The following is an 18735-nucleotide window of genomic DNA, read 5'->3' as shown; positions in this document are numbered from 1 at the left end:
GCAAACGGTACGACGCTTCAAAGCCCGGACGCCGTTTTGCCCCCCCGTGCGGCGATCATGGGCAGGGCTTCCGAATAGCTGACGCAGGCGACGTCCGGTTTGTGGCAGACGTCGCCGACGAAGCGGTCGAGGGCCTGCCAGTAGGCGCCGGCGTTCATTTCGACAAAATGAAAACCAAGTTGAAGGGGGATGCGGTCGCCTTCATATTGCGTCTTGAACGCGGCTTCGTAGGCGTTGAGGCTGCGATCCTCATAGACTTTCGAATTGGCGGGGTCCTCGACGCCTTTTGAGTGGTGGACATAGAGATTGTAGTCCATGCCGATCACCAGATGATGGTCCGGGCCCTCCGGGATGAGGGGCAGTCCGAAACGCGGCAGGCCATTTTCGGTCTTCGGCAGCATGGGTCCACGGGTGACGAGGCTGGCGTCGTAGACGAAGCCCATTTCCTTCTCGGCGGCAACGAGGCCATCGCTGGTGGAGAGATAGGGCGCGCGAAATCCCTTGACGTCGTGGGTGGCGAAGTCCTCCCAGCCCTCAGGTTCGTCGGTCGGGACGCCGGAATTCTCCCAGGCATCGCGAAGCGCTACCTGTGCTGCCTTGAATTCCTGCAGCCAGTCGGCCTTGCTGAAATCTTTGCCGTCGAAATGGCCGCAGGCGTGGCTGGAAATGTCGGCGCCTTCCTGGTGGGCGCCCCAGATGTTGGCGATGCGGGTGCGGATTTCCTCGTTGCTATGGGCGAACCCTACATTCGACTTGCCGGGCCTGTGTCCCGGTCCCTGATAGGCCTTGGCCTGATCGCGGTTCATCAGGAAGGTGCAGGAGAGGAAATAGGTGAAGTGAGCGCCATTGCGCCGGGCCATGTCTCGGCTCTTCGTCCAGAGCGCGTTGTCATGGGCGCCGTCAAAGGAAATCAGCACGATCTGCTTCGGTTTCTCGTCTGCCTGGGCTGCTATCGGCAGCACGAGGGAAAGGGCGAGGGCGGAGGCGGGGATGAAACGCAAAAGAAGCACCGTGTCAGTTTGCTCGATGGACGCCATTGGATGAGGAATGCGGCGAAGCTTTGATGCTGCTTTCAATTTTCAACCCGAGCCGATAGGGATGGTGGTCTTGATTCAAAGGATTTCTCCATGGCTTTGCTTGTCGTCAGCATCATACTTTTTCTAGGCGTTCACCTGATCCAGGCGCTGGCGCCGGGGTTCCGGCTGTCGATGATCGAGCGCCTCGGGCGTCCCGCCTGGATCGTCCTGCAGTCGGTCGCCAGCCTCCTGACGCTGGTTTTGCTGATCTATGCCTTCAGCATCGCCCGCTACGAGACGACGGTGCTGTATTCGCCACCGGCCTGGGCCTCGCACATCACGCTGACGCTGATGCTGATCGCCAGCATCTGTCTCGTGGCCGGCCTGCTGCCGGCCGGTCATATCGCCGCCAGGACGAAGCATCCGACGGTGCTGGCGGTGAAGATCTGGGCGCTCGCTCATCTTCTGGCAAACGGCGACAGCGCCGGCGTGCTGCTGTTTGCATCCTTCCTCGCCTGGGGCGTTGTCGTGCGGATATCGCTGAAGCGCCGGGCTCGGGCCGGCGAAATCACCCCACGCCCGTTCGTGTCAGTGAAATACGATGCGGCGGCGGTCGTCCTCGGCATCGTGCTCTGGGGCGCCATCATCTGGAAGCTGCATGAGTGGCTTATCGGCGTTTCGCCGCTGGCAATGATGTGATTTCTGCGGTTCCCCCTTACAACGGGCGCAAAATCGGGTAGAAGGCGCGTTCATGCGCTGCATCCTGCCGGCGCGCTCCCTTTTATGCATGCAAGTTTTGGCCGGAGCCGGAGACGAGAATGGCATTCAACGACGACAGCTTCATCCGCGAAGTCAACGAGGAACTGCGCTCCGACCGGATGCAGTTCGTCTGGCGCCGTTTCGGCCGCCTGATCATCGGCTTCGCAGTGCTGGTCGTTATCGGGACGGCCGGCTATGTCGGCTATCGCTACTGGGCAACCCATCAGGCCGGCGACAACGGCGACAAGTTCCTCGCCGCGCTGGCGCTGGCCGACCAGAACAAGACCGACGATGCACTGGCAGCCCTCTCTGCCATCGAAAAAGACGGCAAGGGCGCCTATCCGCTGCTCGCCAGCATGCGTGCCGCCTCGCTGCAGGCGCAAAAGGGCGACACGGCCGGTGCCGTGGCCGCGTTCACCGCGATCAGCAAGCAGTCCGGCGTTCCCTCCGTCATCGCTGACGCCGCCCGCCTGCGCGCCGCCTTCCTGCTGGTCGACACCGGGACTTATCAACAGGTCTCCGCGCTCGCCGAGGAGATGGCCGTGCCGGCTAGTGCCTTCCGCCATTCCGCACGCGAAGTCCTGGGTCTTTCCGCTTACAAGGCCGGCGATTTCGCCAAGGCCCGGCAGTGGTTCCAGGCCATCGTCAGCGACCAGCAGTCACCCCGCAATATTGCCAATCGTGCCCAGATGATGCTTGATAATATCGAAGCTTCGGGCAAAGCCCCGCAGGCCCAGGGCTAAAGGAACACCAATCGCCATGAATTTCACGGTTGCGATCGTCGGTCGCCCGAACGTCGGCAAGTCCACCTTGTTCAACCGCCTGGTTGGCAAGAAGCTGGCGCTCGTCGATGACACCCCGGGCGTCACCCGTGACCGTCGTCCGGGCGATGCCAAGCTGATGGACCTGCATTTCACCATCATCGACACGGCCGGTCTGGAAGAAGCCCATGAGGATTCGCTCGAGGGCCGGATGCGCGCCCAGACCGAAGCTGCGATCGAGGAGGCAGACCTGACGCTGTTCGTGGTCGATGCCAAATATGGCCTGACGCCGCTCGACAAGGTGTTCGGCGAGCTTCTGCGGCGGCGCGGCAAGCCGGTCGTGCTGGTTGCCAACAAGTCGGAAGCCAAGGGCTCCGATGGCGGTTTCTATGACGCCTTCACCCTCGGGCTCGGCGATCCTTGCCCGATTTCGGCCGAACACGGCCAGGGGATGATCGACCTGCACGACGCAATCGTCGCAGCCATCGGCCAGGACCGCGCCTATCCGCCGGAAATCGAGGAAGACGAGGACGACGTGGCCGAGACGGATGTCTCGCTGCCGCTCGACGGCGACGATGTGTTCGACGACGAGAAGGAAGAAGAGCCCGATTACGACGAGACGAAGCCGCTGCGCGTCGCCATCGTCGGTCGCCCGAATGCCGGCAAGTCGACGCTGATCAACCGCTTCCTCGGCCAGGACCGCCTGCTGGTCGGCCCCGAGGCCGGCATCACCCGCGATTCGATCTCCGTCGACTGGGCCTGGCGCGGCCGGACCATCAAGCTGTTCGACACCGCCGGCATGCGCCGGAAGGCACGCGTCACCGAGAAGCTCGAAAAGCTGTCGGTTGCCGACACGCTGCGGGCAATCCGCTTTGCCGAGACGGTGGTCATCGTCTTCGATGCAACGATCCCGTTCGAAAAGCAGGACCTGCAGATCGTCGACCTCGTCATCCGCGAAGGCCGTGCTGCCGTCATCGCCTTCAACAAGTGGGACCTGATCGAGGACCGGCAGACCGTGCTCGCCGACCTGCGCGAAAAGACCGACCGGCTGCTGCCGCAGGCGCGCGGCATTCGTGCCGTGACGATTGCCGGGCAGACCGGCGATGGCCTCGACCGGCTGATGCAGTCGATCATCGATACCGACAAGGTCTGGAACAAGCGCATCGCCACCGCCAAGCTCAATCGCTGGCTGGATGCGCGCCAGGTCCAGCATCCGCCACCCGCCGTGTCCGGCCGCCGGCTGAAGCTGAAATACATGACGCAGGTCAAGGCTCGTCCGCCGGGCTTCATGATCTCGTGCACCCGGCCGGACTCATTGCCGGAATCCTATATCCGTTACCTGACCAACGGGTTGCGCGAGGATTTCGAGATGCCGGGCGTGCCGATCCGGATCCATTTCCATGCGTCGGAAAATCCGTTCGAGAACCGCAAGCGGAAGAACCCCTATCCGAGCAAGCGCAAGAAGGAACGCTGATCCTTCGGGACCGGTGCGCCTCTGCGTCGGTCCTCAGCGCCGTCTGATCTTGCCGTTTGCGATCCGCACGTTGTCGAGGAACTGCTGCGTTGCGGCTTCCCAGGAATAGGTGAGTGCCAGTTTGCGGGCGGCCTCTCGCGAGCATGAGAGCGCTCGCAGGCAGGCGCTCCTGAGGTCCTTGTCGACGGCGCCGGCGGTCGGATGATCGCCGAGAATATCGGCCGGGCCGGTGACCGGGTAGGCTGCGACCGGAACGCCGCTCGCAAGCGCTTCGAGAATGGTATTGCCGAAGGTGTCTGTCACCGATGGAAAGACGAAGACATCGCCCTGCGCATAGGCGCTGGCCAGTTCTTCGCCGAATTTCGCGCCGGTGAACAGCACGTCCGGGTAGCGCTTCTTCAGATCCTCCAGATCAGGTCCTCCACCCACCACCACTTTCGAGCCCGGCAGGTTGAGATCCAGGAATGCCGGGAGGTTTTTCTCCGTGGCGACGCGCCCGACGGTCATGAAGATCGGCCGGGGCAGGCCGAAGGGCGAATCTTCCTGTGCCTGAGGCCTGAACAGCGTCGCATCGATGCCGCGGCTCCACGGCAGCAGGTTGCGCACACCCTTGGCCTTGAGCTCGGCGGCAAGGCTCGGTGTCGCCACCATGCAGCCGAAGCCGCCATTGTGGAACCACCTGATGAAGGCATAGAGCCAGGACTTAGGGATCGGCAGGCGGGCTGCGACATATTCGGGAAAGCGGGTGTGGTAGGTGGTCGAGAACTGCATGCCGTTGCGCACGCACCAGCGCCGCGCCGTCAGCCCCAGCGGACCTTCCGTGGCGATGTGTACGTAGGATGGCTGCGTTGCCTCTATCGCAGCGGCAACGCGCCGATAGCTTGCAAGCGAGAGCCTGATCTCCGGATAGGTCGGGCAGGGGATGCTGCGAAACCCCTCTGGCGTCAGCATGGAGACGGTGACGCCCATGCGCGTCAGCTCACGATTGGTGTTCTCGATGGAGCGCACGACGCCATTGACCTGCGGGTGCCAGGCATCGGTGACGATGAGCAGTCGTTCGCCCAGGGCCATGTCCGGCGCCGGCGATTTCCCGGGGGCGATGTTCGATAGACGTTGCAGCATGGGTCGACTGTTCCATCCCGGTCGATCGCGGCGGCGCGGAACATCCCACGCCATCCGATGATTCCGGGCCTAGCCATTGTGACGACCGTCGATGATGAAAATATTACACCCTTCGGTTTGCTTCGATGGCAATGCAGCTTTAGGTCTCTTCGGTGTACTCTGGAATGCGCAAAGGAAGTCAATCTCATGGCCGATGCCGAACTTGCGACCCTCTACCGAGGCTATATCGACTGTCTCAACAGGCAGGATTGGACGCTCCTCGGTGAGTTCGTTGACGATGATGTAGAGCACAATGGCCGGCAGATCGGTCTTTCCGGCTATCGCGCGATGCTGGAAAACGATTTCCGGCAAATACCCGACCTGCAATTCATCATCGATCTACTGATCGCCGATCCGCCGAGGATCGCCGCACGACTGCAGTTCGACTGCACGCCAGCGGGAACGTTCCTCGGCCTTGCGGTGAACGGACGGAAGGTCTCGTTTTCGGAAAACGTCTTCTACGAATTTCGCAACGACAAGATCCGGCATGTCTGGTCGGTCATCGACAAGACAGCCATTGAGGCGCAGCTTGACGGCAAGACGTCTTAACCAAGTCCGAGCTTCTCTCGCTCCACCAATGCGCCGTGCTCGCAGATCACGCGGGCGGCGATCTTCACGGCGAAGCGGGCTGCAGCGACAAGATCCTTGCTCTTCAGGTATTCGGCGAGGAATGCGCCGTTGAAGCTGTCGCCGGCGCTGGTTGTGTCGATGACCTCGGCAACGTGTTCGGCTTCGACCAGGGTGTCGCCAGCGACCGTGCTGACGGTCACGCCCTTGGCACCGTCCTTGACGACGACCAGGGGAGCGCCGAGCTGCCGGTAGCGGCGGATGGTGGCGGCAATCGATGGGTCGCCGAAATGGGCGGCCTCGTCGTCGTAGCTCGGCATGACAAGCGTTGCGGCGCGGGCGCCCTCGCTGATGGTTGCGTGCATGGTGTCGAGGCTGGTCCAAAGCCTTGGGCGCAGGTTCGGGTCGAACACCACCAGCTTGCCGATCGCCTTGGCGCGGCGCAGTTCCGAGAGCAGGGTTTCGGCGCTGTCGTGGGCGAGTATCGCAAGCGTAATGCCGGAGAAATAGACGACGTCGGAGGCTTCGATGGCTTCGCGCAGACGGTCGCCATCGACGGCAAGCTGGCGTGCGGCCGAGGATTCGCGCCAGTAGCTGAAGGTGCGCTCGCCGTCCTTCAGATTGATGAGATAGAGGCCCGGAGTGCGACCCCGGATGCGGCGGATATAGGATGTGCCGATCCCGGCGCCGCTCATAAAGGCCAGCATCTCGTCCGACATCGGATCGTCACCGACGGCCGTAAAATAATCGATGGACCAGTCCGATGGTAGGCAGGCCTTGGCGTACCAGGCGGTGTTGAACGTGTCGCCGGCAAAGCCTTTGCGCAGCAGGCCGTTGCCCGCCTGCGACAGTTCCACCATGCACTCGCCGATCGACAAAAAATGTCCGCCCACGATACTCTCCCTCATCGCATTCCTGCGCCTGCTGTAGGCCTTCGACGCAGGGCGGGCAAGGCCGCCGTGCACCGGAAGCGGCGATCAGTTTTCCGGGCTATCCATGTGATAACAGGCGGCAGTCTGGCCGGGGCGGACAGGCTCTGTCGCCGGCATGGCGGTGCGACAGATATCGGTGGCTTTCCAGCAGCGCGGCTCGAAGACGCAACCGGGCGGCGGGTTCATCGGCGACGGCGGATCGCCCTGCAGGCGGATGCGCTTGCGGGTGCGGGCGACCTTTGGGTCCGGCACGGGGGCGGCCGAGAACAGCGCCTGGGTATAGGGATGGGCCGGACGCTGGAACACCGTGGCGCAATCGCCGGCCTCGACGATGCGGCCGAGATAGAGGACCAGTACGTCGTCCGAGATCAGCCGGACGACCGAGAGGTCGTGGCTGATGAAGATCAGCGTCAGTCCGAATTCCTTGCGCAACTTGCGCAGCAGCGAGATCACCTGGCCCTGGATGGAGACGTCGAGGGCTGAAACCGGCTCGTCGCAGATGATCAGTTTAGGGCGGGTGACAACGGCGCGAGCGATGCCGATGCGCTGCGCCTGGCCGCCGGAGAATTCATGCGGGTAGCGGTTGATCATTTCGGGCACCAGCCCGACGGCGGCCATGATCTCGCGGACACGGCCCTGCCGTTCTGCGCGGCTCAGCTTCGGCTCGAACACAGTGAGCGGCTCGGCGATGATGTCGCCGACGGTCATGCGCGGATCGAGCGAGGCGATCGGGTCCTGGAAGATGATCTGCATGTCGCGGCGGGCGGCGCGCATCTCCTCGCTGGAAAGGTCGAGCAGGCTCTTGCCCTGCCAGAGGATACGGCCTTTCTGGGCGTGGATCAGGCGCAGGATCGAGCGGCCGAGGGTAGACTTGCCGCAACCGGATTCACCGACGATGCCGAGCGTGCGCCCGGCCTTGAGCTCGAAGCTTACATCGTTGACGGCCGTCAGCATGGTTGCCGGCTTGAAGAAGGATTTTGACGGGATCTCGAACTGGGTGGTGAGATGCTCGACCTTGAGCAGGGTCTGTTCAGCCATGGACAGGGCTCCGTTGCTGGTGACCGATAAGCGGATGGAAGCAGGCCGCGCGGCGTTGAGGTGCCAGAAGCCCAAGCGGCGGGCGCGCATCGAGACAGTTGTCCTCGACATGGGCGCAACGCGGCGAGAAGCTGCAGCCGCGCGGCAGGTGCTTGAGGTTCGGCGGACGGCCGGGAATGACGGCGAGATCGTCGACATCCTGATCGGGGCGGGGGATCGAGGCATGCAGCGCAGCCGTATACGGATGGGCCGGATCGTCGAACAGGTCGTCCACCGGCGCATCCTCGACGATCCGTCCGGCATACATGACGGCCACTCGCTCGGCGAGGCCGGCGACCACGCCGAGGTCGTGGGTGATGATGACAAGAGCGGTGTTCATCTCCGACGTCAGGTCGTTGAACAGGTCGAGGATCTGTGCCTGGATGGTGACGTCGAGCGCCGTCGTCGGCTCATCGGCAATCAGCAGCTTCGGCTTGGTGAGCAGCGCCATGGCGATGACGATGCGCTGGCGCATGCCGCCGGAGAGCTCATGCGGAAAGAGATTGAAACGGCGGTCCGGGTCGGGGATGCCGACGCGCTTCAGCATGTCGAGGGCAGTGGCGGAGGCAGCGCGCGCCGTCAGTCCGCCATGGACTTCGAGCTGCTCCGTCAGCTGCCGCGATATCTTCAGCGTCGGATTGAGCGAGGTCATCGGGTCCTGGAAGACCATCGCCATGTCCTTGCCGCGGATCTGGTCGAGTTCGCGGGGCTTCAGCGCCAATACGTCGCGACCTTCCAGCAGCGCCTCGCCGCTGGTGTGGCCGTTCTTCGCCAGCAGACCCATCAGGCCCAGAAAGGTCTGGCTCTTGCCCGAACCGCTTTCGCCGACGATGGCGATGCGCTCGCCACGGCGGATCGTCAGGTTGAGGCCGTTGACCGCAGCGACGTCCCCTTCCGGGGTCTGGAAACGGATGGAGTAGTCCTTGAGTTCGAGCAGCGTCTCGCTCTTTTTGGCTTCCGACATGTCAGCGGTCCTTGGGGTCGAATGCATCGCGCAGGCCGTCGCCGATGAACAGCAGGCTCATCAGCAGGGCGACGAGGAAAGCGGCGGGAAAAGCCAGCAGCCAGGGGTCGGTTTCCATGGCGTTGGTACCGTCGGCGATCAGAGTCCCCAGCGATGTCAGGGGCTCCTGCACGCCGAAGCCGAGATAGGAGAGAAAGCTTTCCGTCGCGATGATTTCTGGCACAGTCAGGGCGGCATAGATCACGACCGGGCCGACAAGGTTGGGGACGATGTGCTTCAGGATGATCTTGAACGGGCGCTGGCCGGAGGCACGCGCCGCCTCTATGAACTCGCGGTGCTTCAGCGACAGCGTCTGACCACGCACGATGCGGGCCATGGTCAGCCATTCCAGCGCGCCGATGGCGGCAAACAGCAGGTAGACATTGCGGCCGAAGATCACCATCAGCAGGATGACGAAGAGGATGTAGGGAAGGGCATACATGATATCGACGAAGCGCATCATGATGCTGTCGAGCTTGCCGCCGAAATAGCCGGAGACGGCGCCGTAGAGGACGCCGATGATCACCGAGACGAGGGTGGCGACGAGGGCGACCGCAAGCGACACCCGGGTGCCGTAGAGGGTGCGCGCAAGCAGATCGCGACCGTTCTGGTCTGTGCCGAAATAATGGCCGCTGGCGAAATCCGGAGGCGTGCGGAAGGCTGCCCAATCGGGATCCTCATAGCCGTACGGAATGAGGGCGGGGGCGATGAGGGCAGCCAGGATCAGCAGCGTGAGCACCACGAGGGAAATGGCAGCAGCCTTGTTGCGCAGCAGCCGGCGCATGGCGTCGCGGGTCAGCGACCGGCTTTCGGGAGCCAATCCTTCTGCAGCCCGCAATTCCTCTTCCAGCTGTTCGCGGCGAGCGAGATTGAGGATCATTGGGTTCTCACTTTCGGGTCTAGCCAGGCGTAGACGATATCAACGAGCAGATTGAGCACGACGATCAGCGCCATGTAGAAAATCACCGTGCCGAGAACCATGCCGTAGTCGCGGTTGAGCGCGGCCGTGATGAAGTAGCGGCCGATGCCGGGCAGGCCGAAGATGCTTTCAACCACCAGCGATCCGGTCAGCAGGTAGCTGGCCGCCGGGCCGAGATAGGATATGACCGGCATCAGGGCTGGTTTCAGCGCGTGACGCATGACCGTAAGTCTCGGACCGATGCCTTTTGCCTTGGCGGTACGGATGAAGTTCTGGTTCATCACCTCGATCATCGAGCCGCGCATCAGCCGCGATATCCGCGCCGCGTGGGGCAGCGACAGGACCGTGACGGGCAGGATCAGGAACTTGATCGAGCCGTCGCCCCAGCCGCCGACGGGCAGGATTCCGAGTTTGATGCCGAACAGCAGTTGCAGGATCGGCGCAATCAGAAAGCCGGGGAGAACGAGGCCGATCAGCAGGGTGCCGCCGAGCCAGTAGTCGGCCTGCCGGTTCTGGTACAGCGCCCCGAGACAGCCGACGAGAACGCCGACCAGTACGGCGACGACAAAAGCGATGCTGCCGATGGTCAGCGTATAAGGCAGGCCGGACATGATCTGCTGGGTGACGGTGAAGTCCTGGTTGGCAAAGGAGGGGCCAAGATCGCCGTGGAGGACGTCGTACATGTAGATGAAGTACTGCTCGATCAGCGGCTTATCGAGGTTGTAATGAGCCGCCAGATTTTTCAGGATGACAGGCGGCAAAGGGCGCTCGCCATCGAAAGGCCCGCCCGGCGCCAGGCGCAGGACGAAAAAGCTCAGTGTCACGGCAATCCACATGACTGGGATTGTCGATAAAAGACGACGAAATGCATATTTGATCATGGGCGTGGATAGGCTCCCTCCGGCAAGGCCAAAGGGAGCCCGTGTCCCTTACTCTTTGATTGACAGCCAGCGGGTACGGTGGATGTCCTGGATATTGTCTTCATATCCAGCGATCTTCGGCGACACCACGCTCTGCGAGACATAGTAGTAGATCGGGATCGCCGCGCTGTCGTCGAGCGCGATCTGTTCTGCCTGCTTGAATAGGGCAGCACGCTTGTCGAGATCGGTCTCCGCATTCCCCTGCTTGAGCAACGCATCGTATTCCGCATTGCTCCAGCGGCCGTAGTTCATGTCGACGCCCGTCGACAGGAGGTTGAGGAAGTTGATCGGGTCATTGTAGTCGGCGAGCCAGCCGGCGCGGCCGATTTCGACCTTGCCGTGCTGCATCTCGTCGTAATGCACCTTGGTCTCGGTGTTATAGAGCTCGATCTCGACGCCGAGCGGCTTCCACATGGAGGCGATCGCGGCTGCGATGCGCTTGTGGTTGTCGTTGGTATTGTAGCGGAGTTGGGCGTGCAGCGGATGGTCGGGGCCGAAGCCTGCTTCCTTCAGCAGCTTCTTGGCTTCCTCGACCTTCTGGGCGTAGGGCTCGTCCTTCCACTTGATCTGGGCCGGCTCGCCGTAATGGGCAGTGCCCGGCGGGACCCAGGAATACATCGGCAGTTCGCCGGTACCGAGAACCTTCGGGCCGATGACTTCGCGGTTGACGGCCATCGACAGGGCCTGGCGGACGCGCTTGTCGTTAAACGGAGGCTTGGTGGCGTTGACGACGTAGTAGTAGGTGCCGAGGAACGGCACAACGTGCGCCTGGCCGGGCATGTTGGTCTTCAGCCACTGGTACTGGTCTGCAGGGAAGGACGTCAGGATGTCGAATTCGCCGGCGCGGTAACGCTTGAGAGCGGCCGACTGGTCTTCCATGACGAAGAACTTCACGCCGTCGATCTTGACGTTCTTGGCATCCCAGTACTGATCGTTCTTGACCGTCGTTACATAGGAGCCCGGGACCCATTCTGTCGGCTTGTATGGGCCGTTGGTGACGATGTTGCCGATCTTGACCCAGTCGGCGCCCTTGGCGTCGATGACGTGCTTGGGGAGAGGATAGGCTGTGTAGTGCGTCAGCGCATTGAGGAAATAGGGGGTTGCGTTGTCGAGGGTGATCTCGAGGGTCTTCGGGTCGATGGCCTTGACGCCGAGCTGGCTGAAATCGGTGATCTCGCCCTTGTTGATCTTCTCGGCATTCTTGATGGTGAACTGCAGATAAGCGTATTCGGCAGCGTTCTTGGGATCGACGAGGCGCTGGAAGGCGAAGACGAAGTCTTCGGCCGTTACCGGCTGGCCATCTGACCACTTGATGCCGTCGCGCAGCTTAAACGTATAAACCTTGCCATCCGGAGAAATCGTCCAGCTTTCGGCCTGGCCCGGGATGGCGTTGTCCTTGGCGTCTTCGGTGGTGAGGCCCTCGAAGATGTCGCCGGCAATGCGGTTCTCGTAGTCGCTGGACATCTTTTGCGGATCGAGCGACTGGGGATCGCCACCGTTCTGGACGTTGAGCGTGGCGGCATGCGCCGAAAGGGACAATAGCGATCCGACGAGCGCGGACGCGTAAAATACCTTGGTCAGATATGTCATGGAGCCGATCTTTCTATGTTCGCCTTGTTAGCAAGGTCGTTCTTGTTCCCGCAGGTGAACTGGTCACGCAAGCAAGAGCGCAACGTATCGCAGCCTACCGACGATTCAACCCCTAAAACCGCGATATGGAAAACGACATGCATTTGTCTGTGGACGGCGTTTCTGTTGCTTTAACGAACCGTTCTGGGATGGGAATTCACCAGCGCGATTGTTTCGATTTGTAATTTTGCGGCCGCAGGCTAGTGTGCGGACACACCTGGATATTGAAGCGAAGGCGCATTGTTACATGAATTCAACGAGCGGAACGGCGGCGAAGGACTGGTGGCGTGGTGCGGTAATCTATCAGGTCTATCCACGATCCTTCCAAGATACCAACAGCGACGGACTTGGCGACATCAAGGGCATCACGCTGCGTTTGCCCTACATCGCCTCGCTCGGGGTAGACGCGATCTGGCTGGCGCCGTTCTTCACCTCGCCGATGGCAGACATGGGGTACGATGTCTCCAACTATTGCGATGTCGACCCGATTTTCGGGACATTGGCCGATTTCGACGAGATGATGACCGCCGCCCATGCGCTCGGGATCAAGGTGATTATCGACCAGGTGATCTCTCATACATCGGACGTCCATCCCTGGTTCGTCGAAAGCCGCACGAGCCGCGACAATCCGAAAGCCGACTGGTACGTCTGGGCCAACCCCAAGCCAGACGGCACGGCGCCGAACAACTGGCTGTCGATTTTCGGCGGCCCCGGCTGGGAGTGGGACGGTATCCGCCGCCAGTATTACCAGCACAATTTCCTCACATCGCAGCCGGATCTCAATTTCCACAACCCGCGTGTCCAGGATGCGGTGCTTGCCGCCGTCAAATTCTGGCTCGATCGCGGTGTCGACGGATTTCGTCTGGACACGGTGAACTACTACTTCTGCGACAAGCAGTTGCGCGACAATCCGCCTGCCTTGCCGAGCGACGATGCCGCCGGGCTGGATGCTCCCGATACCAACCCCTACGGCATGCAAAGCCACCTCTACGACAAGACACAGCCGGAAAACATCGACTTCCTGAAGCGCTTGCGAGCGCTGCTCGACACCTATGAGAACCGCGCGACGGTCGGCGAGGTCGGCGATGGCGCCCGCTCGTTGCAGACGCTGGCTGCCTATACGTCCGGCGGCGACAAGCTGCACATGTGCTACACGTTCGACCTGCTCGGGCCGGAATTCACGCCGGCGCATTTCCGCCGCTGCGTCAGCGCCTTCCAGGAGAGCGTTACCGACGGCTGGGTCTGCTGGGCGTTCTCCAACCACGACGTCGTTCGCCATGCCAGCCGCTTTGCAGAGACGGAGGCCGAGCGGGCACGGGTCGCAAAACTGGCGATCTCGCTGCTGGCAACGTTGCGGGGCTCGATCTGCCTTTACCAGGGCGAGGAACTCGGACTACCCGAAGCCGACCTTGCCTTCGAGGACCTGCGCGATCCCTACGGCATCCGCTTCTGGCCGGCGTTCAAGGGACGCGACGGATGCCGGACGCCGATGCCCTGGGAAGCTGCCCGCGTCCATGCGGGCTTCTCGACAGCGGAGAAGTCGTGGCTGCCGGTGCCATACCAGCATGCGACACTGGCGGTCGACCGGCAGGAGGAGGATGGATCTTCCGTGCTCGCCCATTATCGCCAGACGCTGGCCTTCCGACGGCAGCACCCGATGCTGTTCGACGGCGACCTGACTTTCCTCGCCACAAACGAGGATGTGCTCGCCTTCACGCGGGAAAAGAATGGCGAAACGCTGGTCTTTGTTTTCAATCTCGGACGGACGATGATCGAACTTTCGCTGCCACAGGGGCTGACGGTCAAGGCTGCCATGCCGATGCCCGGCTTCAACCCGAAATCGACACCGACGACAGTGACGCTGGAGGCGATGGATGTGTTTTGCGGGCTGGTGTGAAAAAAGTCAGCGCAGCAGCTTGTCGTAGTCTGTGTGGGATCCAATCCAGAACCAGATGATGGTCTGGCCGTCTTGCGCTGCAAGAGCCCTCCACGACAAGCCCACTCGGGCGGACCAAAGGTTGCCGACCTTCTTGAAATGAAGAGAAGGATGCATCGGGCTTGTCTTCAATAATTCGAAATTTTGGTCAGCCACCTTCTGCACACGTTCTGGCAGAGCCTCGTATGCCTGCCAGAATTCAGCAGTGGCGACGTGCCTCAAAGCGGCCTGGTCTTCCCTGACCGAAATGCGGAAAGGGCGCCAGCTGCCAGCCGATCGAGCTTTCCGTCTTTCTCGTCTGCCTCAATGCGACCGTCCCACCGCCTGGCTTGCAAGGCCTCGAACCAGTTACTGAAGGCCTCGAATTCCGTGGGATCGAGTTCCTCGACGGTCCGCTCTATATGCTCAAGCTTTTTCATTTGTGCTCCAGCGGCCTCGCCAGTCCGATGCTGGCGTAGGTTAGATATCCAGCATCCTGGTGACGATGAACATGGACGGAAGATACCACCAAACAAGCATGGCTTGAAGGCCCTGCAGGCCCGTTTACCCGATCAGCCTGAATGCATCGACATCCACCAGTCCCCTGTCCGAAATCTTCAGGTGGGGGATGACGGGCAGGGGCAGGAAGGCCAGTTGCAGGAAGGGCTCCTGCAGTGTCGAGCCCAGCGCGAAAGCAGCGTTGCGCAGGTAATGCAAGGTGTCGCGGACGCGCTCGTAGGGTTCCAGGCTCATCAGGCCGGCGATCGGCAGCGCGATCTCGCCGGTGATCCTGCCGTCCTCGACGACGACGAAGCCCCCCTTGATCTCGCTCAGGCGCTGGACGGCCTGTGCCATGTCGTCCTCGCTGACGCCGACGACGCAGATGTTATGGCTGTCATGGCCGACGGTGGAGGCGATTGCGCCCTTCTTCAGCCCGAAGCCCTGGACGAAGGCGTTGGCGTGATTGCCGTTCTTGCCGTGGCGCTCGATGACGGCGACCTTGATGATGTCGCGGGCAAGGTCGACTGTCGTCTGGTTGCCGACCGAGGGCAGGCGGAAGCGGCGATGCTCGGTGATGATCTTGCCAGGCAGCACGCCGATGACCGAGGTTTCGCCATCGGTGAAGGGGACACCAAAATCGGCAGCATTGACCGTGCGCGCCTTGACGCTGTCGAGGCCGACGGGAGCGATGCTTTTGCGGGTGGCAAACAGCGCATCGGTCACCAGCCTGCCGCCGGCAAAGACCATGCCTGCCTTGCAGCTTTCGAGGCTGTCGACCACCACCAGATCGGCGCGCCAGCCGGGCGCCACCAGTCCGCGGTCGCGCAGACCGAAGGCCCGGGCCGCCGAGATCGAGGCGGCGCGATAGATCGCCAGTGGCTCGACGCCGGCGGCGATGGCCGTGCGGATTATGTAGTCGAGATGGCCCTGCTCGGCGATGTCGAGAGGATTGCGGTCGTCGGTGCAGAGGGCGATGAAGGGCGAAAGGCGCTCGGTGATAATAGGCATCAGCGCGTGCAGATCCTTGGACACGGAGCCTTCTCGCACCAGGATGTGCATGCCCTTGCGGATTTTCTCCATTGCCTCTTCGGCGGATGTCGCCTCGTGTTCCGTACGGATGCCGGCTGCGATGTAGCCGTTCAGGTCGTTACCTCGCAGGAGGGGAGCATGGCCATCGATATGATCGCCTTGGAAGGCCTCCAGCTTGGCCATGCAGATGGGATCCTTGTGGATCACGCCCGGGAAATTCATGAACTCGGCAAGGCCGATGACCTTTTCATGGTCGCGGAACGGCAATAGCCGCTCGATCGGCAGGTCGGCACCCGAAGTCTCCAGATGGGTGGCGGGCACGCAGGACGACAATTGAACGCGGATGTCCATGATCGTCTCGAGCGCCGAATCGAGGAAGAACTGGATGCCCTCGGTGCCAAGCACGTTGGCGATTTCGTGCGGATCGCAGATGACTGTCGTCACGCCGTAGGGGAGCACGCAGCGGTCGAACTCATGCGGCGTCACCAGCGAGGATTCGATGTGCAGGTGCGTATCGATGAAGCCGGGCACGACGATGCGACCGGTGATATCGATCTCCTCGACACCTTTGTAATCGCCGCAGGTGCCGACGATGCGGTCGCCGCAGATGGCGATGTCGGAGGCAACGAGTTCGCCGGTCACCAGATCGAAGAACCTCCCGCCCTTGAGGACGATGTCTGCAGGCTTTCTGCCGACACCCTGGTCGATGAAGTCTTCGAGAGGCTTGGTCATGGCGATACGCTTTCAATCAGTATGGACGTTCGTCGCGAGTCTAGCCTGTAATCAGCCAGCCGGGGAGCGAAATATTGTCAGCGCCGGGCGGCCCCTGACGTGCATCCCCCGCGACTGCTCCTGTTTCAATGCCTGTTAAATTAGATGTTCGATATCAAGCTTGTTAAGCTTTCTATTGTATACGTCGACCTTTAGAAGGTTTGATGATTGCAGAAGGGTGCCAGGCCGATGATTGACGATGGCTTGGATTCGCCGAATTTGATGGCCGGCTCAGCCGATGCGCTGTCGTGCTCCCGATGCTGAAGCGTATCGCTCTCGATCAGGTGCGGGCCGGAATGTTCATCGAGGACATGGAAGGCAGTTGGGCCAGCAATCCCCTGCAGAAGAGGCGGTTTGTTCTCGATGCCGTCGCAGCGAGGCAACTCCGGTCAAGCAAGGTCAGTGGCGTCGTGATCAACACCGCCAGGGGCGCCGACCTGTCATCGGCCCCAGCGTCAGACAGCCGCCATGGCGGGGCTGGCGAGATCTGCCTGCAGCAAGCCGCTGCCGCAATGCAGACCGTGCGACAGTCGGTAACTCAACTCAAGGACCTGTTTTCGTCAGCTGCCAGCGACGGCCCGGTGAGCGTCGATCAGACCAAGGCGATTGCGAGCGCAATCTCCAAGTCGGTCGATGACAACCCCGCAGTCTTCATCAGTGTCACCCGCCTGAAGGACAAGGATGAGGCGACGTTTGTCCATTCGGTCGCGGTCAGCGCGCTGATGATCCATTTCGGCCGCTATCTCCGACTGGACGAGGCAACCGTCGAATTGCTCGGCGTCGCTGGATTGTTGCACGACATCGGCAAGATCAAGGTGCCCCGCTCGATCCTCTGCAAGCCCGGCGTGCTGGATGAAGCCGAGACGCGCGTAATGCGCGACCACCCAATGCTGGGTTACGATATTCTGACCCAGCAGGAAGACATCCAGCCAATGGTCACGGACATCTGCCGCCACCACCATGAGCGCGTCGACGGCAAGGGTTACCCGGACAAGCTCTCGGGCCGCAGCCTGACCTACTTTTCGCGGCTGGCCGCGATCTGCGACGTCTACGATGCCGTCACCTCGGTCAGGCCTTACCGGAAGCCCTGGTCGTCGGGAGAGGCGCTGAAGTGGATGATCAAGCGAGACGGTCACTTCGACAGCCAATTGCTCAAGAAATTCATCCTCTGCCTCGCTGTGTCCCAGCCGGTGCAGCCGTAGCGTCAGCCTCAAGATTCTTCTGGTATCGTTTTGCCGAGAAAGTCCAAAATGAGCTCCAGCACCTGCCTATGAATGGCTTCCCGATCCCGCCCGCCGGCATCTTGACAGACGATTCCGTCGCCCGGAGATTGTTGCTCGATCTTCCCAGCGGCGCCAGATTTGCATAACTGCATAAAACTGAAGTGCAGGGCTCCAGGTATCGTCATGTAGGTCGTCGATATCTGCGGCAATTGGGCTGCCAGATACGCGGAGTCCTTGTTTGTGGCCGCGATCATCGCGGTCCTTGCGACGTCTGTGCCGATATCCTCCCCCGCTGCGAGCACCAAAATGGGGACTTGTACTGCAGCGAGGCTTTGCTGAGTAAAGCCCCGGGACGGCCCGAGGTCGAGGGAGACAACAGCTCTGAATTTCTGGTCCTTCATGCCTGTGCCGACCAAGTGCGAAGCGTTCGCAGGGTCTCGCAAGCCAAGGGATTCGAAGACTTTGCACGCGACGGTACCAAACTGCTCTGCGCAGTGGGTCATGAGGAGAGCGGGGTCGAACTGTCCGCCGGCGAGTTCGACAACCGTCCAGCCGCCAAGTGAGTGGCCAATACCAGCGATTCTGTGCGCGTCAATCTTGCCGCCCAAACTCGCATCCTGCAGCATCGCACTGGCAACACGACTGAGGTCTTCTGGCCGTTTCCAGAGTTTTGCGGCCTCCTCGGGTCGGCGGTCAAATGTCGTCGTGCCAGGATGGTCGGGGGCAGCCACGACATAGCCTTTGGAGACAAGCGCCGCTGCAATCCAGGCGAGATTTCGCCAGCTTCCCCCATAGCCGTGAGACAGCACTACCAGCGGGCGAATTCCTGCTTTAATTGCCCCGTTCAATATAACGCGCTGGCCATAAAATGCGGGTGTTTCCCCGACGACGGTCGCCTGCTGTCCCGTGTCCGTCGGATACCATATTGCGATCTGCAACGGTCGTTGGGGTTCATCACCCGCAAGCGTTGTCTGTCGAAAGCCCACATCGTCGGATGCATGGGCCGAGCAAGAAGCCACGAGTAAAAGAAGGAGGATGAAAATTCGGTTCAGCATGAAGCGCTCCCATTGTTTGGAAG

General features: G+C 61.6%; 17 protein-coding genes. 6 read left to right on the top strand and 11 right to left on the bottom strand.

Annotation, left to right across the window (positions count from 1 at the left end; genetic code table 11):
• Positions 1-17 precede the first annotated feature (17 nt).
• The gene (locus J5289_RS14495) at positions 18-1037 is read right to left on the bottom strand and encodes a polysaccharide deacetylase (protein ID WP_209206508.1); all 1020 of its coding nucleotides are present in this window, start codon (positions 1035-1037) and stop codon (positions 18-20) included.
• A 90-nt stretch (positions 1038-1127) separates the two neighbouring features.
• On the opposite strand from J5289_RS14495, the gene J5289_RS14490 reads away from it, so the two are divergent.
• From J5289_RS14490 to der, 3 genes are all read left to right on the top strand, one after another.
• Complete coding sequence (locus tag J5289_RS14490; protein ID WP_142823406.1) at positions 1128-1715, top strand: NnrU family protein; 588 nt, start codon at positions 1128-1130, stop codon at positions 1713-1715.
• A gap of 119 nt (positions 1716-1834) precedes the next feature.
• Positions 1835-2518, top strand: coding sequence for a tetratricopeptide repeat protein (locus J5289_RS14485; protein WP_209184375.1), 684 nt, complete (start codon positions 1835-1837; stop codon positions 2516-2518).
• A gap of 16 nt (positions 2519-2534) precedes the next feature.
• Positions 2535-4010 (top strand): ribosome biogenesis GTPase Der, encoded by a 1476-nt coding sequence (gene der, locus J5289_RS14480; protein WP_142829266.1) that lies wholly within the window; start codon positions 2535-2537, stop codon positions 4008-4010.
• 33 nt (positions 4011-4043) lie between these two features.
• Here der and J5289_RS14475 read toward each other — a convergent pair whose 3' ends face one another.
• Positions 4044-5081, bottom strand: coding sequence for a glycosyltransferase family 1 protein (locus tag J5289_RS14475; protein ID WP_224127808.1), 1038 nt, complete (start codon positions 5079-5081; stop codon positions 4044-4046).
• Positions 5082-5318: 237 nt separating this feature from the next.
• Between J5289_RS14475 and J5289_RS14470 the strand changes: the two genes are divergently transcribed.
• Complete coding sequence (locus J5289_RS14470) at positions 5319-5720, top strand: ester cyclase (protein WP_209184373.1); 402 nt, start codon at positions 5319-5321, stop codon at positions 5718-5720.
• Here J5289_RS14470 and J5289_RS14465 read toward each other — a convergent pair.
• From J5289_RS14465 to J5289_RS14440, 6 genes are all read right to left on the bottom strand, one after another.
• Positions 5717-6631 carry a sugar kinase gene (locus tag J5289_RS14465; RefSeq protein ID WP_142823401.1) on the bottom strand — a complete coding sequence of 305 codons (915 nt, stop codon included), beginning with the start codon at positions 6629-6631 and terminating at the stop codon, positions 5717-5719. The two genes, J5289_RS14470 and J5289_RS14465, sit on opposite strands and share 4 nt — an antisense overlap.
• A gap of 84 nt (positions 6632-6715) precedes the next feature.
• Positions 6716-7708, bottom strand: a complete 993-nt coding sequence (locus J5289_RS14460) for an ABC transporter ATP-binding protein (RefSeq protein ID WP_209184372.1) — start codon at positions 7706-7708, stop codon at positions 6716-6718.
• Positions 7701-8711, bottom strand: a complete 1011-nt coding sequence (locus J5289_RS14455; protein ID WP_209184371.1) for an ABC transporter ATP-binding protein — start codon at positions 8709-8711, stop codon at positions 7701-7703. The genes J5289_RS14460 and J5289_RS14455 overlap by 8 nt, the downstream gene beginning before the upstream one ends.
• A gap of 1 nt (position 8712) precedes the next feature.
• Complete coding sequence (locus J5289_RS14450) at positions 8713-9630, bottom strand: ABC transporter permease subunit (RefSeq protein WP_209184370.1); 918 nt, start codon at positions 9628-9630, stop codon at positions 8713-8715.
• Positions 9627-10550: an ABC transporter permease subunit gene (locus J5289_RS14445; RefSeq protein ID WP_111222638.1), complete on the bottom strand. Its 924-nt coding sequence runs from the start codon at positions 10548-10550 to the stop codon at positions 9627-9629. The genes J5289_RS14450 and J5289_RS14445 overlap by 4 nt, the downstream gene beginning before the upstream one ends.
• A gap of 48 nt (positions 10551-10598) precedes the next feature.
• On the bottom strand, positions 10599-12179 hold the full coding sequence (locus J5289_RS14440) for a peptide ABC transporter substrate-binding protein (RefSeq protein ID WP_142823397.1): 1581 nt from the start codon (positions 12177-12179) through the stop codon (positions 10599-10601).
• 286 nt (positions 12180-12465) lie between these two features.
• On the opposite strand from J5289_RS14440, the gene J5289_RS14435 reads away from it, so the two are divergent.
• Positions 12466-14115, top strand: a complete 1650-nt coding sequence (locus J5289_RS14435) for an alpha-glucosidase (RefSeq protein ID WP_209184369.1) — start codon at positions 12466-12468, stop codon at positions 14113-14115.
• A gap of 257 nt (positions 14116-14372) precedes the next feature.
• Here J5289_RS14435 and J5289_RS14430 read toward each other — a convergent pair whose 3' ends face one another.
• The gene (locus tag J5289_RS14430; RefSeq protein ID WP_142823394.1) at positions 14373-14573 is read right to left on the bottom strand and encodes a hypothetical protein; all 201 of its coding nucleotides are present in this window, start codon (positions 14571-14573) and stop codon (positions 14373-14375) included.
• Positions 14574-14697: 124 nt separating this feature from the next.
• The gene (gene ade, locus J5289_RS14425) at positions 14698-16395 is read right to left on the bottom strand and encodes an adenine deaminase (RefSeq protein WP_209184368.1); all 1698 of its coding nucleotides are present in this window, start codon (positions 16393-16395) and stop codon (positions 14698-14700) included.
• 296 nt (positions 16396-16691) lie between these two features.
• On the opposite strand from ade, the gene J5289_RS14420 reads away from it, so the two are divergent.
• Complete coding sequence (locus J5289_RS14420) at positions 16692-17636, top strand: HD-GYP domain-containing protein (protein ID WP_209184367.1); 945 nt, start codon at positions 16692-16694, stop codon at positions 17634-17636.
• Positions 17637-17644: 8 nt separating this feature from the next.
• Here J5289_RS14420 and J5289_RS14415 read toward each other — a convergent pair whose 3' ends face one another.
• Positions 17645-18712, bottom strand: coding sequence for an alpha/beta fold hydrolase (locus tag J5289_RS14415; RefSeq protein WP_209184366.1), 1068 nt, complete (start codon positions 18710-18712; stop codon positions 17645-17647).
• Positions 18713-18735: the final 23 nt, after the last annotated feature.

This window comes from Rhizobium sp. B230/85 (genome assembly GCF_019355735.1).
GTDB lineage: Bacteria > Pseudomonadota > Alphaproteobacteria > Rhizobiales > Rhizobiaceae > Rhizobium > Rhizobium rhododendri.
Note: the sequence above shows the minus strand (reverse complement) of the source record. Positions and strands in the feature narration are given on the sequence as shown.